This window comes from Bradyrhizobium sp. CB2312 (assembly GCF_029714425.1).
Lineage (GTDB): Bacteria > Pseudomonadota > Alphaproteobacteria > Rhizobiales > Xanthobacteraceae > Bradyrhizobium.
Window position 1 is genome coordinate 8,560,747 of record NZ_CP121668.1, and the last position, 18,143, is coordinate 8,578,889.

Consider the following 18,143-nt stretch of genomic DNA (forward strand, 5'->3'; position numbering starts at 1 on the left):
GGCACGCTTCCCCGCCGCAGGAACGACAGGGAATGCCACCCGTCTTGAGGATATACTGGGCGCTGGAACTGGCTATCGCCAGGTCGCAGTGTGAGGCGTGCAATTTCTCATAGAGAGCGCGATCCCGCGGCAAGTCAAGTCTCCAATCATCGTGTCATCCGGGTATCACTTCAGGGCCACTTAGGGAGTTTCCATGACGGACATCTTAATTCTGGTCGATGATCGGCAAGGCCGAGACGATACATCCGTTGGATAGGCCGATCTTCGATCGCCTCAAGAATTCTCTTGGCTTTGACCTGCAGTGCCTGCCTCGCAATTAAACAACCCTGCAGCGAGCGTTGCGGCTGCCATGGCCCAATCAGTTGCGCGATGATGAAGGGAACAACGCTACTCGGAGCGATGCCGGCAAAGGTGTCGGACAGCGACCGTGCGATCGTCACCGCGGGATTGGCGAACGAAGTGGATGCGGTGAACCAGTAAGCGGAAGTTACATACAAGCCAACGCCGTAAGGGACCGCAGCGGGAGTTCGGCTCGCGCAGCCGAAGATCGTGACGAGCAAACCGAACGTTGCGGCGGCTTCTGAGATCCACTGTCCGGCTCCCGTTCGTTGTGTGAGCGAGACCTGCCAGAGCTGAATATCGAACATCAAATGCGCCGCAAAGACCCCCGCGAGCGAACCGGAAATCTGCGCAAGAATATAGGCCCACATGGCTCGCCACGTCAGTTCGCCGCGCAAAGTCAAGGCCAGACTGACTGCGGGATTGAAGTGCGCTCCAGAGAGCGGACCGAAGACCAGGATCAGGACCACCAGGATCGCACCAGTGGAGATGGTGTTACAGAGAAACGCGAGCGCGACGTTGCCCCCGGCGAGCCGTTGCGCCATGATCCCGGACCCGACCACGGCAGCGACAAGGAACGCCGTTCCGAGCCACTCCGACACAATGCGCCGTCCCATGGACGGCATCAGAATTGTCCGAGCGGCGCCTTTCGTTGGACCGATCTCCTTGAGTCCGCTCTTTCGCGCCATTTCATCTCGCTGATCATCGGCCTGCATTGACTGTTCCTGCACAAGAGACATTTTGGCTCGTCGATTGCTGCGCTGTAGGCGTTTCACGCTCGTCGCAAGGATGCAGTGAAGCGGCTCAATTCAGCCTTCAACTTAGAACTACCCTTGGACAGCGCCTGCGCCGACTGCAGGACGCCGCTTGCCGCTGTATCCGTGGTTCCGGCGGCATGGGCGACCTGGCTCATTCCGCTCGCAACGTCCGAGGTTCTCGCGACGGTCTGTTGAATGTTCTGCGCGATCTCGCGCGTTGCCAAGAGCTGCTGTTCAACAGACTCCGACACAGCACCGGAGATCTGCGAAATGCGGTCGATCGTTGCGCCAATGGAAGCGATTTCAATCACCGATTTGCGGGCGACAAATTGCATAGAGCCGATTTGCGCAGCAATCTCCGAGGTGGCATCAGAAGTCTGATCCGCCAGAGCCTTGACTTCCTGCGCGACCACCGCAAAGCCGGTGCCGTATTCGCCCGCACGAGCGGCTTCAATCGTGGCGTTGAGGGCAAGCAGGTTGGTCTGGCGTGCCACTTTCGCTATGAGCCGAACGACGTCGCCGATCCGTTCGGCCGCTTCAGTGAGCTCGGACATCTGCCTGTCAGTCTGCGTCGCCTGGCGGACCGCCTCCAGCGCAATTTTCGAGGATTCCTGCACCTGTCGCCCAATTTCGGAGGCGGAGGTCATCATCTGTTCCGTCGCGGCAGCAATGAGCTGGATGTTGGAAGAGGCGCTGTCGGATGCTGTCGAGACGTGGCTCGAAACGCCGGTCGTGTGTTTGGCCGATTGAGTAAGGCCAAGTGCCGCGCTTTCAAGCTGGCAGGAGGCGTTAGCCACCGTCTCAATAACGTTACCGACGGCCGCCTCGAAGCCATCAGCAAGCCGCACGAGCTCCGCGCGGCTTCGCTCGCCCTGCAGGCGGTCGCGCTCCAACTGTTCGGCAAGGTCGCGCTCGGCCTTCTGGCGCATGCCGTGCTTGAAGTCCTCGACCGCACGTCCCATGTCTCCGATCTCATCTTTACGATCAAGGCCCGGCAGAACAACCTCGAACTGACCGGCACCAAGCTGACGCATCGCCGCCGTCATCCGTGAAATGGCACTGCCAATGCGATGGCCGAACAGCATCGCAAAGGTCGCGACCAGGCCCATTGCCCCAAGCACCAGCCAAAACAGGAGATCGCGGGCATTTGCCGCGCGTAAGCCAGCCGCGGCGTTTCGGCGATCGGCTTCTGCGATCGCCTGTGCCAATGCCGGTCGATGGCTGCCATAAACCTTGGCAATATCCTCCATCTCATCGTTCAGCGACTGCTGGACCAACATGAAGGCAGAAAATGCGGCTTGATAGGCCTTGAGAAGACCCTCAAGTTCAGCGCGAATACCCGGTGAGAGCTCTGAGGTGGCCAGCAGCCCGGCGAACTCGGCGCCAGTCTTGTCAAAATCCTGGCTGTATTTTTCTTCGCCGCGCAGCATGAAATCCTTCTCGTACCCGCGCATGGTCTCCATGAGCGCGGTCAACCTTGGCTGGTCGAGCGCGGCAAGCCGCCCTTTCAGCTGAAGCTCGGCTATACGCAGCCCGCCCTGCAGCCCCTCCTCGCTCTTGAAACCGAGCGCGCGCTCGGCCGAGACGATGTTCTGAAACCGAGCGGCGTAGAGGTCGATCCCGCTCCGCAGTCCGGAGGAGCTCTTGAGAGGGTCGCCCTCAGGCAATCGCGCCGCAAAGGCTTCGATGTCGCCGAGCATCGCCATTTCTTGCTTGAGCAGCTCCGCATGGCGCTCAATCATTGCATCGTCGCGGCGACGCAAGAATTCGGTCGTCACATGTTGCGATTCCAAAAAGCTCTGGGAGAGCGCCGCAAACCGATCACGGACGCGAGCGGCCTCGTCCGCATCGTGCTGGACCTGCGCTGCGCGATTCAGCCCGACCAGGCAGATCGAGCCGGTCGCAATGACCGCGATAATGCCAAGCAGGCCGATCTTTAATCGCAAGGAGGCACTAAATGTTCGGTTGGCCAGTCTAGGCTGCTCGAGCAAGCGCCACAATGACGTGGGTTTAAACGAAAGTGCGCGAAGTGTGAGAGCTGAGAACAATGCTTTCTTTCCTTCTAAATGGCGTGCTTTGCCAATCCTGCGGACGATGAAACACTGTAAGACGCGAGACAGTCACTCAACGCTGAAGAATGCTGCTGCCGATGTCGGCAGCGGCCCAGCCAAGTCTAGGCGAAATGGCAGACAGATCGGCCCGCCAGTGGATTGGGTGTATCGGTGCTCGCAAAGAAAACCATCACGACGAGAGCACAGGTCAGTTGGAGCTCGTCATTCAAGTGGCTTGGCTAGCGGCAACATATCGGGGCCCACGGCGGTTGCGCGCGAGGGAAACACTAGGTTGTTACGGGAACAGTCCGCGTGTTTCCTTGGCACCGCGAACACGCTCGACGCCTATTGCCATGGCCGCGGTGCGATTGAACAGATTTTCGCCTTTGCTTCGCGCCAGGACGCGATCGAAGGCTCGATCCAGGAGCTGATACTCCCGGCGCATGACTTCCTCCTCCTCCCAGAACAATCGCTGAAGGTCTTGCACCCATTCAAAGTAACTGACGACAACACCTCCCGAATTGCAGAGAATATCGGGAATGACGAACACCTCGTCCTGGCGTGCTTCCAGGATTCGGTCAGCTTCCGGCGTGGTCGGTCCGTTGGCGCCTTCGGCAAGGATCCGGCAGCGCAGCTTAGCGGCCATTCCAGCGTCGATGACCCGTTCGACGGCAGCCGGAACAAGCACGTCGCACGGCACGGTCAGGATCTCCGCAGGATCGAAAGCGAGCTCGTTGGAGTAGCCATCAAGGCTTCCTTGCGAGGAAGCATGCCGGACAAGTTGCGGTATGTCGAGCCCTTGAGGGCGGTAGAGCGCGCCGGTGTGATCGCTGACCGCGATCACTTTCACTCCCATGTTATGCAGCTCAAGCGCAGCGATCGAACCGACGTTTCCAAATCCTTGAACCACGGCCGTTGAGCCATTGAGACGGATTTTGAGTTCGTCCGCAGCGCGTCTGACCAGATGAGCCACACCCCGTCCTGTCGCTTCACGGCGGCCGAGCGTTCCACCGGCGCTGACGGGCTTGCCCGTCACGATCTCGGTGACGGTTTGGCCCTGGTACATCGAATATGTGTCCATGAACCAGGCCATGATCTGCTCGTTCGTACCGAGGTCAGGAGCCATAACATCGGTGTGCGGCCCAACGAACGGGATCATTTCCTGCATATAACGGCGCGACAGCGCCTCAAGCTCCCGCTTCGACAAGGTCGAGGGGTCGACATTGATTCCGCCCTTAGCCCCGCCATACGGCAATCCGACCAGGGCACATTTCCAGCTCATCCAAATGGCGAGTGCTGCAACTTCGCCGAGGTCGACTGTGGGCGCGAACCTGGTGCCCCCTTTTGTCGGGCCAAGCGTCAAATGATGCTGTACCCGGTAGCCCTCGAACACCGCGGTCGTGCCATCATCCCGGTGAATTGGACACGATACTGTGACAGATCGCTTCGGCAGCAACAGGCGCGGTCTGGCATCATCCGGTATGCTCAGGTAGTTCGCGATCACCTCGAATTGCTTTACGGCCATCTCGAACACTGGCCCACGATATGAAGTCACGCTAGCTCCTCAAGCTGGATATGAAAAATTGGATGCTCATGCGTCCGGACGCTTTTGAACCCTGAACGGTGATGTGGTTTCGGGAGGTGGAGATAGTCGGCGTTACCGCAAGAGCGCAGCTTGCGCTCACGCCCAGTAGAGGACTAATGCAACGACAGCGAGATTGATGAGAGTGGCCACGATCGCCAGCAACCAAGTGGTCGCAGGCGAAAGGTCTGGAGCATCTTGCGACTCTGGTATCCAAAGGGGCGGCGGCGGCATCTCAATGTCTCCAAAAGCTTGCATTGCAGCGGATCGAGCAAGCAAGATGAAATTGCCTCATGGCCATCAGGCGAGCCAGTTGCTCAAATCTAGGGCGCGGCCGCGCTGATCTTGATCAAGAGTCGATAGGCTCCAAACCATGCTTAGCTCCTGTCGCTTACATCGCCTTGACGATGTTCTCGGTGACCTTCTTGGCGTCGCCGAGCAGCATCATGGTGTTGTCGCGATAGAACAGCGGATTGTCGATGCCGGCATAGCCGGACGCCAGCGAGCGCTTGATGAACATCACGGTGCCGGCCTTCCAGACCTGGAGCACGGGCATGCCGTAGATCGGCGAGGTCTTGTCCTCTTCGGCCGCCGGGTTGGTGACGTCGTTGGCGCCGATCACGAAGGCGATGTCGGCCTGCGCGAACTCGGAGTTGATGTCCTCGAGCTCGAACACCTCGTCGTAGGGCACGTTGGCTTCGGCCAGCAGCACGTTCATGTGGCCGGGCATGCGGCCCGCGACCGGGTGAATCGCGTATTTCACCTCGACGCCTTCCTTCTTCAGGATGTCGGCCATCTCGCGCAGCGCGTGCTGGGCCTGCGCCACCGCCATGCCGTAGCCGGGCACGATGATGACCTTGGAGGCGTTCTTCATGATGAAGGCCGCATCGTCCGCCGAGCCCAGCTTGGCGGGCTTCTGCTCGCCCGTACCGCCGCCGGCCGCGGCGGTCTCGCCGCCGAAGCCGCCGAGAATGACCGAGATGAAGGACCGGTTCATCGCGTGGCACATGATGTAGGACAGGATCGCGCCGGAGGAGCCCACCAGCGCGCCGGTGATGATCAGCGCGGAATTGCCCAGCGTGAAGCCGATGCCGGCCGCGGCCCAGCCGGAGTACGAGTTCAGCATCGAAATCACGACCGGCATGTCGGCGCCGCCGATCGGGATGATCATGAGCACGCCGAGGGCCAGCGCCAGGATGACGTTGAGCCAGAAGAACACGGGGCTGCCGGTGACGACGAGCCCGACGATGCAGGCGACCAGGGCGACCGCGAGCGCGATGTTGATAAGGTGCCGCGCCGGCAGGATGATCGGCGCGCCGCTCATGCGGGCCGACAGCTTCAGGAACGCGATCACCGAGCCGGTGAAGGTCAAGGCGCCAATGGCGACGCCGAGCGACATTTCGACCAGGCTCTGGGTGTGGATGTTGCCGGGGGTGCCGATGTCGAAGGCTTCCGGCGCATAAAACGCGCCGGCGGCGACCAGCACCGCGGCCATGCCGACCAGCGAGTGGAAGGCGGCGACCAGTTCCGGCATCGACGTCATCGGCACGCGGCGCGCGATGACGGCGCCGATCGCCGCGCCGATGGCGATGCCGACGATGACGAGCAGCCAGGCGAGGCCGTCCGCCGGCGGATGGTTGGCAAGCGTCGTCGCAACCGCGATCGCCATGCCGATCATGCCGAGCAAATTGCCCTGGCGCGAAGAGGCCGGGCTCGACAGCCCGCGCAGCGACAGGATGAACAGCACCCCCGCCACGAGATACAAGAATGCAGAGAGATTGGCGCTCATCTCAGGTCCCCATTGATCCCATCAGCCCGAGGTGGCCGCTTACTTCGACTTCTTCTTGTACATCGCCAGCATGCGCTGGGTGACAAGGAAGCCGCCGAAGATGTTGATGCAGGCAAAGATCAGCGCGACGAAGCCGAACGCGCGCGCCCAGCCCGAGCCGCTCGAGACATTGGCGACGCCGCCGGCAAGCAGCGCGCCGACCACGATCACCGAGGAGATCGCGTTGGTAACGCTCATCAGCGGCGTGTGCAGCGCGGGCGTCACCGACCACACCACGAAATAGCCGACGAAAACGGCGAGGACGAAGATCGACAGCCGGAAGATGAAGGGGTCGACGACCTGTGCAGCATGCTCCATGACGGGTCTCCTTAAACCTTCGGCTGGAAGTTCGGGTGGATCACCGCGCCGTCCTTGGTCAGCGCAGTCGCCTTGACGAGCTCGTCGTCCCAGTTGACGGCGAGCTTCTGCTCCTTCTTGTCGACCATGGTCTCGATGAAGGAGAACAGATTGCGGGCATAGAGGCTGGAGGCCGAGGCCGCGACGCGGCCGGCGACGTTGGTGTAGCCGACGATCTTGATGCCATCGAGGTCGACGACCTCGCCGGCCTTGGCGCCCTCGACATTGCCGCCGCGCTCGACGGCGAGATCGACCAGCACCGAACCCGGCTTCATCGACTTGACCATCTCGGCCGAGACCAGCTTCGGCGCCGGCCTGCCCGGGATCAGCGCGGTCGTGATGACGATGTCCTGCTTCTTGATGTGCTCGGCGGTGAGCGCGGCCTGCTTGGCCTGGTATTCCTTGGACATTTCCTTGGCGTAGCCGCCGGCGGTCTGCGCGTTCTTGAACTCCTCGTCCTCGACGGCGAGGAACTTCGCACCGAGCGATTCCACCTGCTCCTTGGTCGCGGGGCGCACGTCGGTCGCGGTCACGACGGCGCCGAGACGGCGCGCGGTCGCGATCGCCTGGAGGCCGGCGACGCCGACGCCCATCACGAACACTTTTGCGGCGGGCACGGTGCCGGCCGCGGTCATCATCATCGGGAAAGCGCGGCCGAAGGCCTCGGCGCCCTCGATCACGGCGCGGTAGCCGGCAAGGTTAGCCTGCGAGGACAGCACGTCCATCACCTGCGCGCGGGTGATGCGCGGCATCAATTCCATTGCGAAGGCGGCGACGCCGGCATCGGCGATCGTCTTCAGCGCCGCCTCGTTGCCATAGGGATCCATGATGGCGATGACGAGCGCGCCGCGCTTGTACTGCGCAAGCTCGGAGGCTTCAGGGCGCTTCACCTTGATGATGATGTCGGCGTCCGTCAGCGCATCGGCGCTGACGGTGGCGCCGACGGCGGTGAACTCGGAATCCGGCAGGCCCGATTTGAGGCCGGCGCCCGGCTCGACCACGACCTCGGCGCCCAGCGCCTTGAATTTCTTCACCGTATCAGGCGAAGCGGCGACGCGCGGCTCCGACGGATCGATTTCCTTGGCAACGGCGATCTTCATGAAACCTCCCGGCAAGCGCCGTCTGTTTTCGTACAGCAGTATTCCGAGGCCGCTGGCCTGCAGAACGCCCGAATTGGTTCGTAGTGATGACTTGCACGCACTGAATATAAGGCTCGTTTGGCAGACTCTATCGGGCGCCCTGCGCCGTCCCCTGGGGGCGCCGAGCCTTTCAAGCTCTATCGACCGAGATCGACTTTGCACCGCTCCCCAGTCGGCCCGATCTGCCGACCACACTGTCAGTCTATCCGCTTCGTCCGGATGAAGAGACAATATTGCCGGCGCGTCATTCATGACAGGTTCATCCCGGCTTGGGCCGAGCCGGGATACCGTCCCTCGCGTCACGGGCGCAACGAAAGCTAGCTCACAATCGCAGCGGATGAGACCCAAGATCAGGCGCCAGTGCTGCGCGCAGCCGCCGATTGTGCGTCACATTCGCCCCCGTCCCATTGCACTTCCCCTCGCGTCACGGGCAAGCTAGCACTGGGAAGGCGTCGTTTCTCGGCGATCTGACTGCCTTCGTTGGAAACTAACGGTGAAATCCTACGAAAGATTGGAGGTGAGCGAACGATTTCTGCGAGATACGATGAATTTGGACCGCGCGATCGAATCAGCGTCGGAAAGCACCCGCGCCGAACGTCGCGCGCTCCTGGCGCAGCCGGGAGACCTAACCCGTCGTCGAGAGGTTGAGCTTCAGCGTGCGCGGCAGCGATCGTCCGCCGTCCATGACGATTGATTGTCCCGTCACCGCGGAAAACTCCGATGTACAGAGAAATGCCACCATCCAGGCGACCTCCTGTTCCGTGACCAGTCGCGCCATCGGCGTTTCCATGACGACGGTGGCCTTGTAGTCGGCCATCGTATCGGTACGCTCGCTGGCGATCTGGCCGGGCACGATCGCATTGACCGTGACGAGCGGCGCAAATTCGAGCGCGAGGCACTGCGTCAAATGGATCAAAGCCTCTTTGGCAAGCCCGTATACCGAATGCGACCTCGCATAGGCCGAGGTTGCGCTCACATTGATGATTCGGCCCCAGCCCATTCGCTCCATGCCTGTGATCGCGCTTTGAGCAAGCTGGTACGGAGCCCTCAGATTCACCGCCATGACCGTCTCCCACTCCGACAGGGGTAGCGACCGAAACGGCGTATCCGAATAGGGACCCGCATTGTTGACCAGGATGCCTAAGGCTCCCAATCGCTCTGTGACCTGGCATACAAGCGCTGCAGCCGCTTCTGGATCTCTTAGGTCAACGGGAAACAAAGTCGCTTTTCCACCGATCGCTCCGATGCGAGCGACAATGCTTTCGCCCTCGCTCAAAGCACGCCGGCAATGCACCGCGACACGCGCCCCACGCCGGGCGAGCTCGAGTGCGATTGCAGCGCCGGCGCCTGACGAGGAGCCGGTGACAAGGGCGACCTTGCCGTTGAGATTGCATTCGCCCGCACTCATGAATCGATTCTCCTAGACCAGATGAACTTCAGCTTCGACTCGTCCAGATACCTGTCGTGTATCAGGTCGATCAGATCCTTGGCGGATGTGGTCAGCTCCGCCTCATAGACGGCGCGATCGGTCACCTCGATGCGCTCGATGTAATCCCAGGGGCCGCCGTCGAACGGCACCGGCTCCGTCAGGCGATGGATCCGATAGCTGATGATCGTCTTCAGCTTTGCTGTAAACGGATAGTCGACCTCGCGCTCGAAGCGTTCGTATTCGTCCGGGTCGACACCGGGTTTCAAGGCGGTCAGGACATAGACGACCGTCGTCATCATTTACTCCTCAGGAATATTGCTCAAAGAGGACGAGCGAGCTTTGACAGCCTCGAAGCCAACCATCCGCCAGCAGATTTCAATGTTTGGATCAGCGGGCGCCGATAAAGTACCTCTGCGCGTCAACAACGAGCCATTCATCCTCACCATCCCGCTGGTCTCCGGCGCCGAGCTACACGCGTCATCCGTCACATCCCTGGCGGTGCTTCGATCAGCGCGGCGCAAAGAGGCCCGCGATAAGGGCTACCAGCCCTCTTTTCTGCAAAAAGGTCGGCTCGAGGCTTATATCTGGCGTTCGCTCGACGCTTTCGCGAAAGCCGCCTTGACCGCCGGCCAGACTTGCGTTCCGAAGCGCATGATCACGTCTTCGTAACTCACGCCAGGAGCCGGAACCGGAAAGATGTTGAAGCCGGTGACTCCGGCGCGGCGAAGGTCAATGACGTGCTGGGTCACCTCTTCGACAGTCCCGCAGAGGGTGAGAGCGTCGACATGGCGGTCTGTGACGAGAGGAAATAATGCGGCGAACGGGGCGACGCCGGCAGCATAAGGGACCGGACCAATGGCTTCGACAGCCTCTTTTGGCAACGTAAGTCCCTGTGTCTGAAGCGTGTAGAACCGCGAAGTGGCTTGCGCAATGATCCGCGTCACTGAAGGGCGCAATATATCGCGCGCCTGCTTACCGTCATCGGCGATACAGCAATCAAGGCGCGCGACAAGCTTGATCTCGCCCGGAGAACGGCCGGCCTTCGTCGCTCCCTCGGCGACGGCCGACGCGAAGGCCTTCGCTTCTTCGACAGAGCCGCACCCTTCCATCATCACGCCATCGGCGACTGCGCCGCCCATTTTCTGACCGAGCGGCCCATTGCTTGCGACGCGAACAGGGACGCACGCGCGCGGCGGCGTGAAATTCAATCGGCCGCGGTGAAATTGAATGATCTCGCCCCGGTAGTCGACCTCCTGCCCGGCCATGAGCTGACGGATCAGATCGACGGCTTCGCAAATGGCGAGAGGCGGCTTGCGGGATTGGATCCCGAGCTCAGCGAAGCCGGAGACGCCCGCCCCAATGCCGAGAATGGCGCGGCCCTCCGAAATTTCATCGAGGGTTCCCAGGGCCATGGCAGTCAAAGCCGGGTGGCGCGCGAACGGATCGGTCACGCAGGGACCAAGCTTGACGCGTGAGGTTTGCCCGGCCAGATACGACAGACACGTGTAAGTTTCCCGGTAGAAGCGCTCATCCGCAAGCCAGACGGTTTCAAATCCGCTCTCTTCGGCAAGCCTGGTACGAGCGGCAAGGCGGGACACCGGTTGGTCGCCGAGCATCAACAGTTCTATCGACATGAACGTCTCCGAGAATTGCCTCCGTCCGCGCTCAAGCAGCTGATCCGGCCGAGAGGTGATGAAGAAAATGGCTTGACTTGCCGCCTCGCCGATCTCGCGGCTAGGTCCCTAACAGACGACGCATCCGATCCTTGCGGACGAATGCGCAATGACGCCGAGCGACGTATTCGGGCCTCGCCATGGCGCCGGCCCCGGCCTTCACGACGGCGGGATTACCGCGCAACAGATAGGCGAGGAGAAAGCCGATCACGCCGACGCCAAACAGGGTCGGCGCCAGCAGAGAGCTGCTCGGCGAGGCACGAAAGCGAAGAACGACATGACTTTGCCAGCGCGTCCAGGCCGCTTTCAACTCAGTTTCATTTTGTTGAAGCGCTCGAAGGAATCCCAGTACTTCGCAACGCCCGCGAGCTCGGAACGCGTCACCCTCGCCCAATTGTCATACCAAAGCAGACCCCAGGTCGCGTCATCCAGAAGAATCTTCTGCGCCGCCCTGACTGCGGCCATGCGCCTCGCTGGATCAGCCTCTCGGATATTCTCGTCGATGATCTTGTCGAGGGCAGGATTGGCGTAGCCCCCCTTGTTGGTCGCGCTAGCCTTGCTGTGGAAGTTCCAATAGAGATGATAGAATGGGTCGTTGATCCAGGACTGCCACGATTCGATCGACAGCTCGTGCCCGCCGCTCGATGACAGTTGGCGGAAGGTCGCGTCAGTCTCCTTCTCGATGCTGACCCGGAATCCGATCGTCTCGAGTTCGCGCTGAATCCATATCGCTGCTTGCTCATGCGGCGCATAGCCGACACGCACCGCGAGCTTGACCGGGATCGGCGCAGAGCCGAACCCCGCTTCCGCCATCAGTGATTTTGCTTTGGCGACATCATAATTGTACGGCGAGAGCGAACCATCATAGCCGGGCGTTTGCGCTGCAATCGGGCTTTTCATCTGTTCGCCATAGCCGTAGAGCACGTTCGGGATGATCGCGTGGATCGGCATCGCGTAGTTGATCGCCTGACGGACCTTCACGTTATCGAACGGTTTTTTCTTCAGATTCATGCAGAGGAAATTGCAATTGGTGTCGGGCAAGGACACGACGTTGAGGCCGGGCTCGCCCTCAAGGCTCTTGAGATTCTTCGGCGACATCGAGTTCGGTCCGATCACCATGTCGATGGCCTTGCGTTTAAGCAGGAGAATCCGGTCCGCTTCATTCGCCGTGGATTTGATGACGACGCGTCTGAAATAAGGGGGCGCACCCCAATAGCCTTGCGTGGCTTCCAGGACCACCTCGACACCCGGCTCGTTTCTGACGGGTTTGTAGGGCCCAAGCCCAGCCGTGTTTCGCTTGAGCCATTGAGAGGCCCAAGGATCGTCGGCGATCGCGTGCAGCTTGATCTCTTCGGGATCGAGAAGTGCGTTGTTGGACAAGGCCAGCACGTCCAGCAACATGGCACTTGGCGCCGGCAGGTTGATCGCAAAGGTGCTATCGTCGCGCACCTCGAATTGATCTGCCTCCGTGACCCCGATCATGGTCGGAAAGATCAGGCGCATGTATCCAGAGGATTGCAATCCACGGTCAAAGAGATATTTCACCGCGTTCGCGTTCACCGGCCGGCCGGTCGGAAACTTCAGGCCACGACGGATCTTGATGACAAGGGTTTTGTTGTCGTTCTCATATGTCCAGCTTTCGCCGATGCCGCTTGTGAAAACACCGGGCTTGGAAATCGCAAGGTTGGGCGATCCGGCGACTGACTCTGCACCCCAACCCAGCACCGTGTCGTAGATGTTTGCCTGAACGATATAAGCGCCGTCGGACTTGAACTGCGCCGGATCGAAGGAATCGATATCCGTGCCCCAGGCGACCGTGAGCGTCGGAACATCCTGTGCATTTGCAGAGCCGGTACAAAGGCCCGGCGTGAACATCGCAGTTCCGCTTGCCGCCAACTTGAGAAAGTTGCGGCGTGATTGATGTCCAAACATTCAAGTCCCCCTGCGTAGATTCTGGATTTGCGTGAACAAGCTCGAATGACATGGAAGTTCTGTCTCGTGCGCACGAGTCTTCGAAGACGCTCCAGCAAAGGAGCGACCCAGAAGGTTCCGTTTGCGTCCGTACAATCGACGATCGCGGAGATAAAGGATGCGACTGACGTGCTCAGACGCACAGCTCGGGATAAAGCATGAACCGCTGCAGGATCCTCAGCCAGAGGCGCTTCCGCGCCTGCCTTTCGGAGTGGCAGCCGATCGTTTCTTTTCAGGTTTATCGATAACGCGCGACAGGCAATTGGCCGCCTGCATGATGTCATCGGTCACAGCCGCGCGGGCGGCGGGGCCGTCGCGATGCGTCAGCGCATCAAGGATGCGGCGATGAGCATCCATGGAGCGGCGCAGGTGCGCGGCGTCGGGCGCAACGAGCACGAAGCACGGTCCCATCAGAACCCAGAAATTCTCGACCGCACCAAGGATGATGGGCGCTTGGGCGATCTCATAGATTCGCCTATGAAAGGCGAAGTTCGCCGATAAATAAGCGGGCACATCGACCGCATCGGCCGCTGCCTGGAGACGACCATAGAGCTGAGCGATCTCGCTATCATCAACGCCTGTCATGCGCACTGCTGCGCGCTCGGCCAGCAGTCCCTCAAGCGCCACTCGTGCATCGCGCACGTCGCGTAATTGCGCCGGTGACAGATGAACTACGCTCAGGCGCGCCGTGTCGCTGAACTCGAATGCACCTTCAGCCTGCAGACGGCGCAGCGCCTCGCGCACCGGCATCGGGCTCGACCCCAGCGCCTCGGCAAGTCCGCGAATTGTCAGCCTCTGGCCCGGCGCGAAGCGACCGGCCATCACGCCATCACGCAAATGTCGGTAAACCTGATCTGCCAACGAATCCCTGGCAACGGACGGCAGTGGCGGCAGCGGATTCTTGTTCTTCACCTTCGCGGGTCCCCCCATTTCGGATATGTGATCACAAATTCACGTCGACGTCAAGTTTGCAGGCTAGCCGCTTCGTCTTTTTCGAACGTGAAGTCCAGAGTTGGCGGGTTATCGGCCAACGATAGACTTCGGGCAGGACGGCGAGTGGCAAAGCACCGTTCGTCCCGCGGATCGCGGGCCCATTTCAAAGCCAGTTCTTAGAAAGACCTCCGGCGGGCATGCCGGAGGTCTTATTGGAGGTCAAAGTCGGTTCTGAAAGCCTCTTCCTTTCTCCTTCAAGCTAGTTGCCAAAACGGATCACCAATTGCGCTGAGCTCGCAGGAGCAAACTCACCGTGCTCTGGTCCTTCAACTCGTAGGTAGCGCCGGGTTTGGCGATACCCGTCTGCGTCGGTAACACCACAGTGCTGCCAGCGGCGTACTTCTGGTCGAGCATGCTGTATGCCAGATCGGCTGAGAAGGTCAGGTTCTTGACCGGAGTCCAGCGTGTGATCACGCCTGCGACCGCATAGTTGAAGTCGGGGTTGCAGCCGGCCGCGCCGCTCGAGAGCGCAAGGCCCGCGACGACTGCACCGCATATATAGCCTCTCGCTGCGCCATTGTATCGTGCTGCAGCCCACGCACCGTAGATGCCAGTGTTCCAGTAAGGATCCCAGTTATGGGTATAGCCGCCGCGGAAGCCATAGGTGGTGGTCAGTTCCTGACCGGAGCCGATCTCGAACACCGAGTCAGCGAGACCGGCAAGGCCGACGCTCTGGTAGGCCCCCGCAAGGCCCGAGCCGCCGTACATCGCGTAGGTGGTGGGCACGAGGTCCTGGAAATTGTAGCGGCTCGCGCCATACGTATAAACGCCTTGCACGTTGATTGTGTCACCCGGACCTGTCGGGAGATTCTTGATTGATAAAGCCAGTTGACCCGCCCAGCCCAATTTTGTCGCCGGGATGACCGGTCGTCTCATCGGCGCCGTAGTAGGCGGCGTGATTGTCATGTGCTGCAATTGAGGCCTGGAACAGGCCCCAAGCCTGATCGACGCGAAGCATGGCGACAAGGTCAGGAGAGCTTGCACCGGCAATGTCGTTCGCGCCGTACGCGCCTGTTGCAAGACCAGCCACTGTCGCGCCGCTGATGTTCCAGATATTGGTCGTGTAGTATTGAACCTGATCCTGCGCCGAGAATGATGCAGTGATACCCTGACCGAAGTCAGCGGTGTACGTGAATTGATTCACACCTGTAACCGCACCGCCGCCGCCTGGCAGACCGTCAAAGTTGTTCGCGGGGTAATTGATCCAGGGAGTTGAGAACTGGGAGATGGTCTTGCCCATCGTGAACCCGGCGAACTGGATGAAGGCCAGATAGACACCAACTGATCCACTGGCGATGCCGGTTCCGCCATAAACGGTCGAGCCATTAACACCGCCTACGCCGACACCGGTATAGCCGCCCGAGCCCCAGTCGAACACGCCATCGAAGAAGGTACGAACCATACCGTATTGTGTCGCGGTGCGCGTATCGATCGTCAGATCTTCACGAGCATTGGTGGAGTAGTAGTTGCGCAGCCGATTGCCCGCTCCGGGCGCACCATTCACCGCGCCCTGCGTGTAGATCGAGTTGGTGTTCAACGCCGCATCAACGCGCAGATAACCTCCGAGCTTAATGCAGGTGTCGGTGCCGGGGATGTAGTAGAACCCGGCGCCATAGAGAGAGCAGACCTTCACGTATTCAACCTGCCTTGCCTTGGCCGGCAGGTCGGCGCCCTGTGCACCGCCCATCAAGCTGAGCGCAGCGGCCGAACCGCAGAGCATTCGGATAAACGTCTTCATAAAGCCCTCCAAAATTTTCGGCGGCGCTCCCCCATGGGCGGTTGCCGGAGAATGAACCCAAGTTCACGACTGTTGCTTTTCGTCTCGCGCATCGACGTCTTCGCCATGCGCGAATGGATCGATCTGCTTGACGTGCGATGAAGGATCGCCCTCGTCACGGCCCAGATATTATATAAGGTACTTATATATGCAACTGATATAAGTTAGCAAAGCGCTTGATCGGGAGAGGGTCGTGACATTCAAGCAACACCGATTGCGCCGCACTGTTGCTGTGTCTTGCAAAGCGGGTTAGGTAAGTAAGCGAAATAATGAAGAGGAGGTCTCGGATATGTCCCGAGATACGACCCGGCAGCAGCCCTCGCCCAGCGCGAAAGGTCACAGGACAAGCAAACAGACCGCGCCGTCAGACCGAATTATCGGAGAAGTCGGTTGGGACATCGCGGCAATCAATGTGCATCTGGAGGACATCCGGCGTACGTGGGCAAAGGCGCTTGGCGTCAGCGGCCCTCAATGGCTGATCCTGATGGCGATTGGGGATCTGGACCAAGGAGCGGGCGTTTCCGTCGGAGATGTGTCTGCGAAGATCAACGTCCGCTCACCATTCGTGACCGCAGAAACCAAGATGCTGGAAAAGGGAGGCTTCGTAACTCGCACCGCCTCCCCCGCGGATGGAAGGGTCGTGTTGATGTCGCTGACCGAAAAGGCTCGTAAGGCGATTACAAGCCTTGCAGCCGAGCGCAGAAAACTGGATGAGACGATCTTTGCAGATCTGGGGCACGAAAGGCTGCAAGATTTCAGAGAAGTGCTTTCGACCATCAAGCGCAGAATGGAGAAAGTGGCCCTTCAGCTCGAGCTGGATGCAAGCAAGCCTGACGTGTGAGTGGCTATCTTACAGGAGCCAATTCGGCTCCGAAGAATTTTATGAGCAGATTGTGCAGGCTCAAGCGCGAGAGCGATTGATCCTGATTGAATTCGCACTCTAGGCGCTCGACGCAGTGCGAGTATCATTGACCGCCAGCTGCGGAGCGTTCTTTATGCAATTCTTTCGCGTTGGAATGGTAGGCGCCTGGTCCTTTCGATCGAGGCGCAGCTTGTCCCTTAGCCAATCGAAGATAAACTGCCGCCCAATGCTCGGATTGTCGAGTTGCCGGTGCGATGAACCGGTCTCCTCGCCGCTGAAGATCTTGAGATCCATGGGTACGCCCGCGGCGCGGCAGTGCTCATGCAAGGCAGTGATATCCTCCAGCCTGACGTAGTCGTGCTCTCCCACAACGACCAGGGATGGACATTTGATCTGACGGGCAAGCTTACGGGATGGGGATCGTTTTATACCTGCACCGAAGAGGCTGGCGGTGACATATCTTTGCTCGAGATCTTCCCAAAACCCGCCGTCGCAAACGGCGGCAGCCCACCTCATTTCAGTTGCCGCCACGCGCGTGGCGAGGGCTCCTCCAAGACCATCGCCTATCAACGCGATTCGCCTCGGATCGACGTCATCGCGGCTAAGTAGATAGTCCAACCAGCGGCGTAGAGCCGTGCCTTGATAATGGTGAACCGGGGAATCCTGAAAGCACTCGATCTCTTTCGGCAGATCGATAGCGAGCAATGACAGGCCGCTCGCAATGGCATGAGATTGAAATCTCACCAATAGGTCTTCTTTGGTATCTCTTTCCTCTCCGAACGCCACGACCACCGGGGATTTGCGTGGCGCGGCGGATGAACGAATGAGATAGCCTTGGAGCCAATCGGTGCCGAAGCGAATGTCCAGCACCTCTCCGCGCGGAGACAGCAGCTCCAGGAACGCTTCAGCACATGACCGGGCGATGCGAGACAGTTCGGCGATTCTCGGATCGCTGCGAACAAGAAAGGCGGAAGCTGTGCGATAGTAGTTCAAGGCGCGCAGCCATTCGTTCCTTGCCGTTGTAAAGTGGCCCTCTGCGCTTGACAGGCGCGCGCGCTTTGCGATCCGGTCGGCTAAGCCACGCCACTCACCGAGCCAGCTCTCATCGTCGCCCACAACGATCTTGCCCGCAATCATGAGGCACTCGGACACGAAGCTTGCGCCCTCTTGGGCATCTCCCAGCAGGCGTCTCAGCTGCGTGCTCTCGACCTCATGATCCGGCCAGTGGGTCCAGCCGTCAGCGTCATATCTGGGCGAGCAGTGGACACTTTTCGCCTGTTCTTGCATCATCCTGCCCTCCCTGTTAGGCCGCGTAGAACGCCTTGTTCTTGGCGGTCGATCTTTTTTTCATCCGAGCGCTGAATTGAGCACGTGGCGACATGTC

Annotated in this window: 14 protein-coding genes and 1 pseudogene; 1 reads left to right on the top strand and 14 read right to left on the bottom strand. The window is 60.1% G+C overall.

Annotated elements, in window-relative coordinates; all coding sequences use genetic code 11:
* Positions 1 to 170: 170 nt before the first annotated feature.
* The 13 genes and pseudogenes from QA642_RS40915 to QA642_RS40975 form a co-directional block, all read right to left on the bottom strand.
* The gene (locus QA642_RS40915) at positions 171 to 1,055 is read right to left on the bottom strand and encodes an MIP/aquaporin family protein (RefSeq protein WP_349253820.1); all 885 of its coding nucleotides are present in this window, start codon (positions 1,053 to 1,055) and stop codon (positions 171 to 173) included.
* A 56-nt stretch (positions 1,056 to 1,111) separates the two neighbouring features.
* Positions 1,112 to 3,043 (bottom strand): methyl-accepting chemotaxis protein, encoded by a 1,932-nt coding sequence (locus tag QA642_RS40920; protein WP_283081891.1) that lies wholly within the window; start codon positions 3,041 to 3,043, stop codon positions 1,112 to 1,114.
* 400 nt (positions 3,044 to 3,443) lie between these two features.
* The gene (locus tag QA642_RS40925) at positions 3,444 to 4,703 is read right to left on the bottom strand and encodes a Glu/Leu/Phe/Val dehydrogenase (RefSeq protein ID WP_283081892.1); all 1,260 of its coding nucleotides are present in this window, start codon (positions 4,701 to 4,703) and stop codon (positions 3,444 to 3,446) included.
* 418 nt (positions 4,704 to 5,121) lie between these two features.
* On the bottom strand, positions 5,122 to 6,519 hold the full coding sequence (locus tag QA642_RS40930) for an NAD(P)(+) transhydrogenase (Re/Si-specific) subunit beta (protein WP_283081893.1): 1,398 nt from the start codon (positions 6,517 to 6,519) through the stop codon (positions 5,122 to 5,124).
* A 39-nt stretch (positions 6,520 to 6,558) separates the two neighbouring features.
* Positions 6,559 to 6,876: a proton-translocating transhydrogenase family protein gene (locus QA642_RS40935; RefSeq protein ID WP_014492434.1), complete on the bottom strand. Its 318-nt coding sequence runs from the start codon at positions 6,874 to 6,876 to the stop codon at positions 6,559 to 6,561.
* 11 nt (positions 6,877 to 6,887) lie between these two features.
* Positions 6,888 to 8,015: a Re/Si-specific NAD(P)(+) transhydrogenase subunit alpha gene (locus tag QA642_RS40940; RefSeq protein ID WP_283081894.1), complete on the bottom strand. Its 1,128-nt coding sequence runs from the start codon at positions 8,013 to 8,015 to the stop codon at positions 6,888 to 6,890.
* 664 nt (positions 8,016 to 8,679) lie between these two features.
* Positions 8,680 to 9,462, bottom strand: coding sequence for an SDR family NAD(P)-dependent oxidoreductase (locus QA642_RS40945; protein WP_283081895.1), 783 nt, complete (start codon positions 9,460 to 9,462; stop codon positions 8,680 to 8,682).
* Positions 9,459 to 9,779 (bottom strand): hypothetical protein, encoded by a 321-nt coding sequence (locus tag QA642_RS40950; protein WP_283081896.1) that lies wholly within the window; start codon positions 9,777 to 9,779, stop codon positions 9,459 to 9,461. The genes QA642_RS40945 and QA642_RS40950 overlap by 4 nt, the downstream gene beginning before the upstream one ends.
* 282 nt (positions 9,780 to 10,061) lie before the next feature.
* Positions 10,062 to 11,117, bottom strand: coding sequence for an LLM class flavin-dependent oxidoreductase (locus tag QA642_RS40955; RefSeq protein WP_283081897.1), 1,056 nt, complete (start codon positions 11,115 to 11,117; stop codon positions 10,062 to 10,064).
* A 100-nt stretch (positions 11,118 to 11,217) separates the two neighbouring features.
* Positions 11,218 to 11,466, bottom strand: a complete 249-nt coding sequence (locus QA642_RS40960; protein WP_283081898.1) for a hypothetical protein — start codon at positions 11,464 to 11,466, stop codon at positions 11,218 to 11,220.
* Positions 11,463 to 13,088, bottom strand: coding sequence for an ABC transporter substrate-binding protein (locus QA642_RS40965; protein ID WP_283081899.1), 1,626 nt, complete (start codon positions 13,086 to 13,088; stop codon positions 11,463 to 11,465). The genes QA642_RS40960 and QA642_RS40965 overlap by 4 nt, the downstream gene beginning before the upstream one ends.
* 216 nt (positions 13,089 to 13,304) lie before the next feature.
* The gene (locus QA642_RS40970) at positions 13,305 to 14,039 is read right to left on the bottom strand and encodes a GntR family transcriptional regulator (protein ID WP_283081900.1); all 735 of its coding nucleotides are present in this window, start codon (positions 14,037 to 14,039) and stop codon (positions 13,305 to 13,307) included.
* A 297-nt stretch (positions 14,040 to 14,336) separates the two neighbouring features.
* A pseudogene (locus QA642_RS40975) lies at positions 14,337 to 15,858 on the bottom strand (porin).
* A gap of 328 nt (positions 15,859 to 16,186) precedes the next feature.
* Here QA642_RS40975 and QA642_RS40980 point away from each other — a divergent pair.
* Positions 16,187 to 16,738: a MarR family winged helix-turn-helix transcriptional regulator gene (locus QA642_RS40980; protein WP_283081901.1), complete on the top strand. Its 552-nt coding sequence runs from the start codon at positions 16,187 to 16,189 to the stop codon at positions 16,736 to 16,738.
* A gap of 99 nt (positions 16,739 to 16,837) precedes the next feature.
* On the opposite strand, the gene QA642_RS40985 is transcribed toward QA642_RS40980, so the two are convergent.
* Positions 16,838 to 18,049, bottom strand: a complete 1,212-nt coding sequence (locus QA642_RS40985; protein ID WP_283081902.1) for a dienelactone hydrolase family protein — start codon at positions 18,047 to 18,049, stop codon at positions 16,838 to 16,840.
* Positions 18,050 to 18,143: the final 94 nt, after the last annotated feature.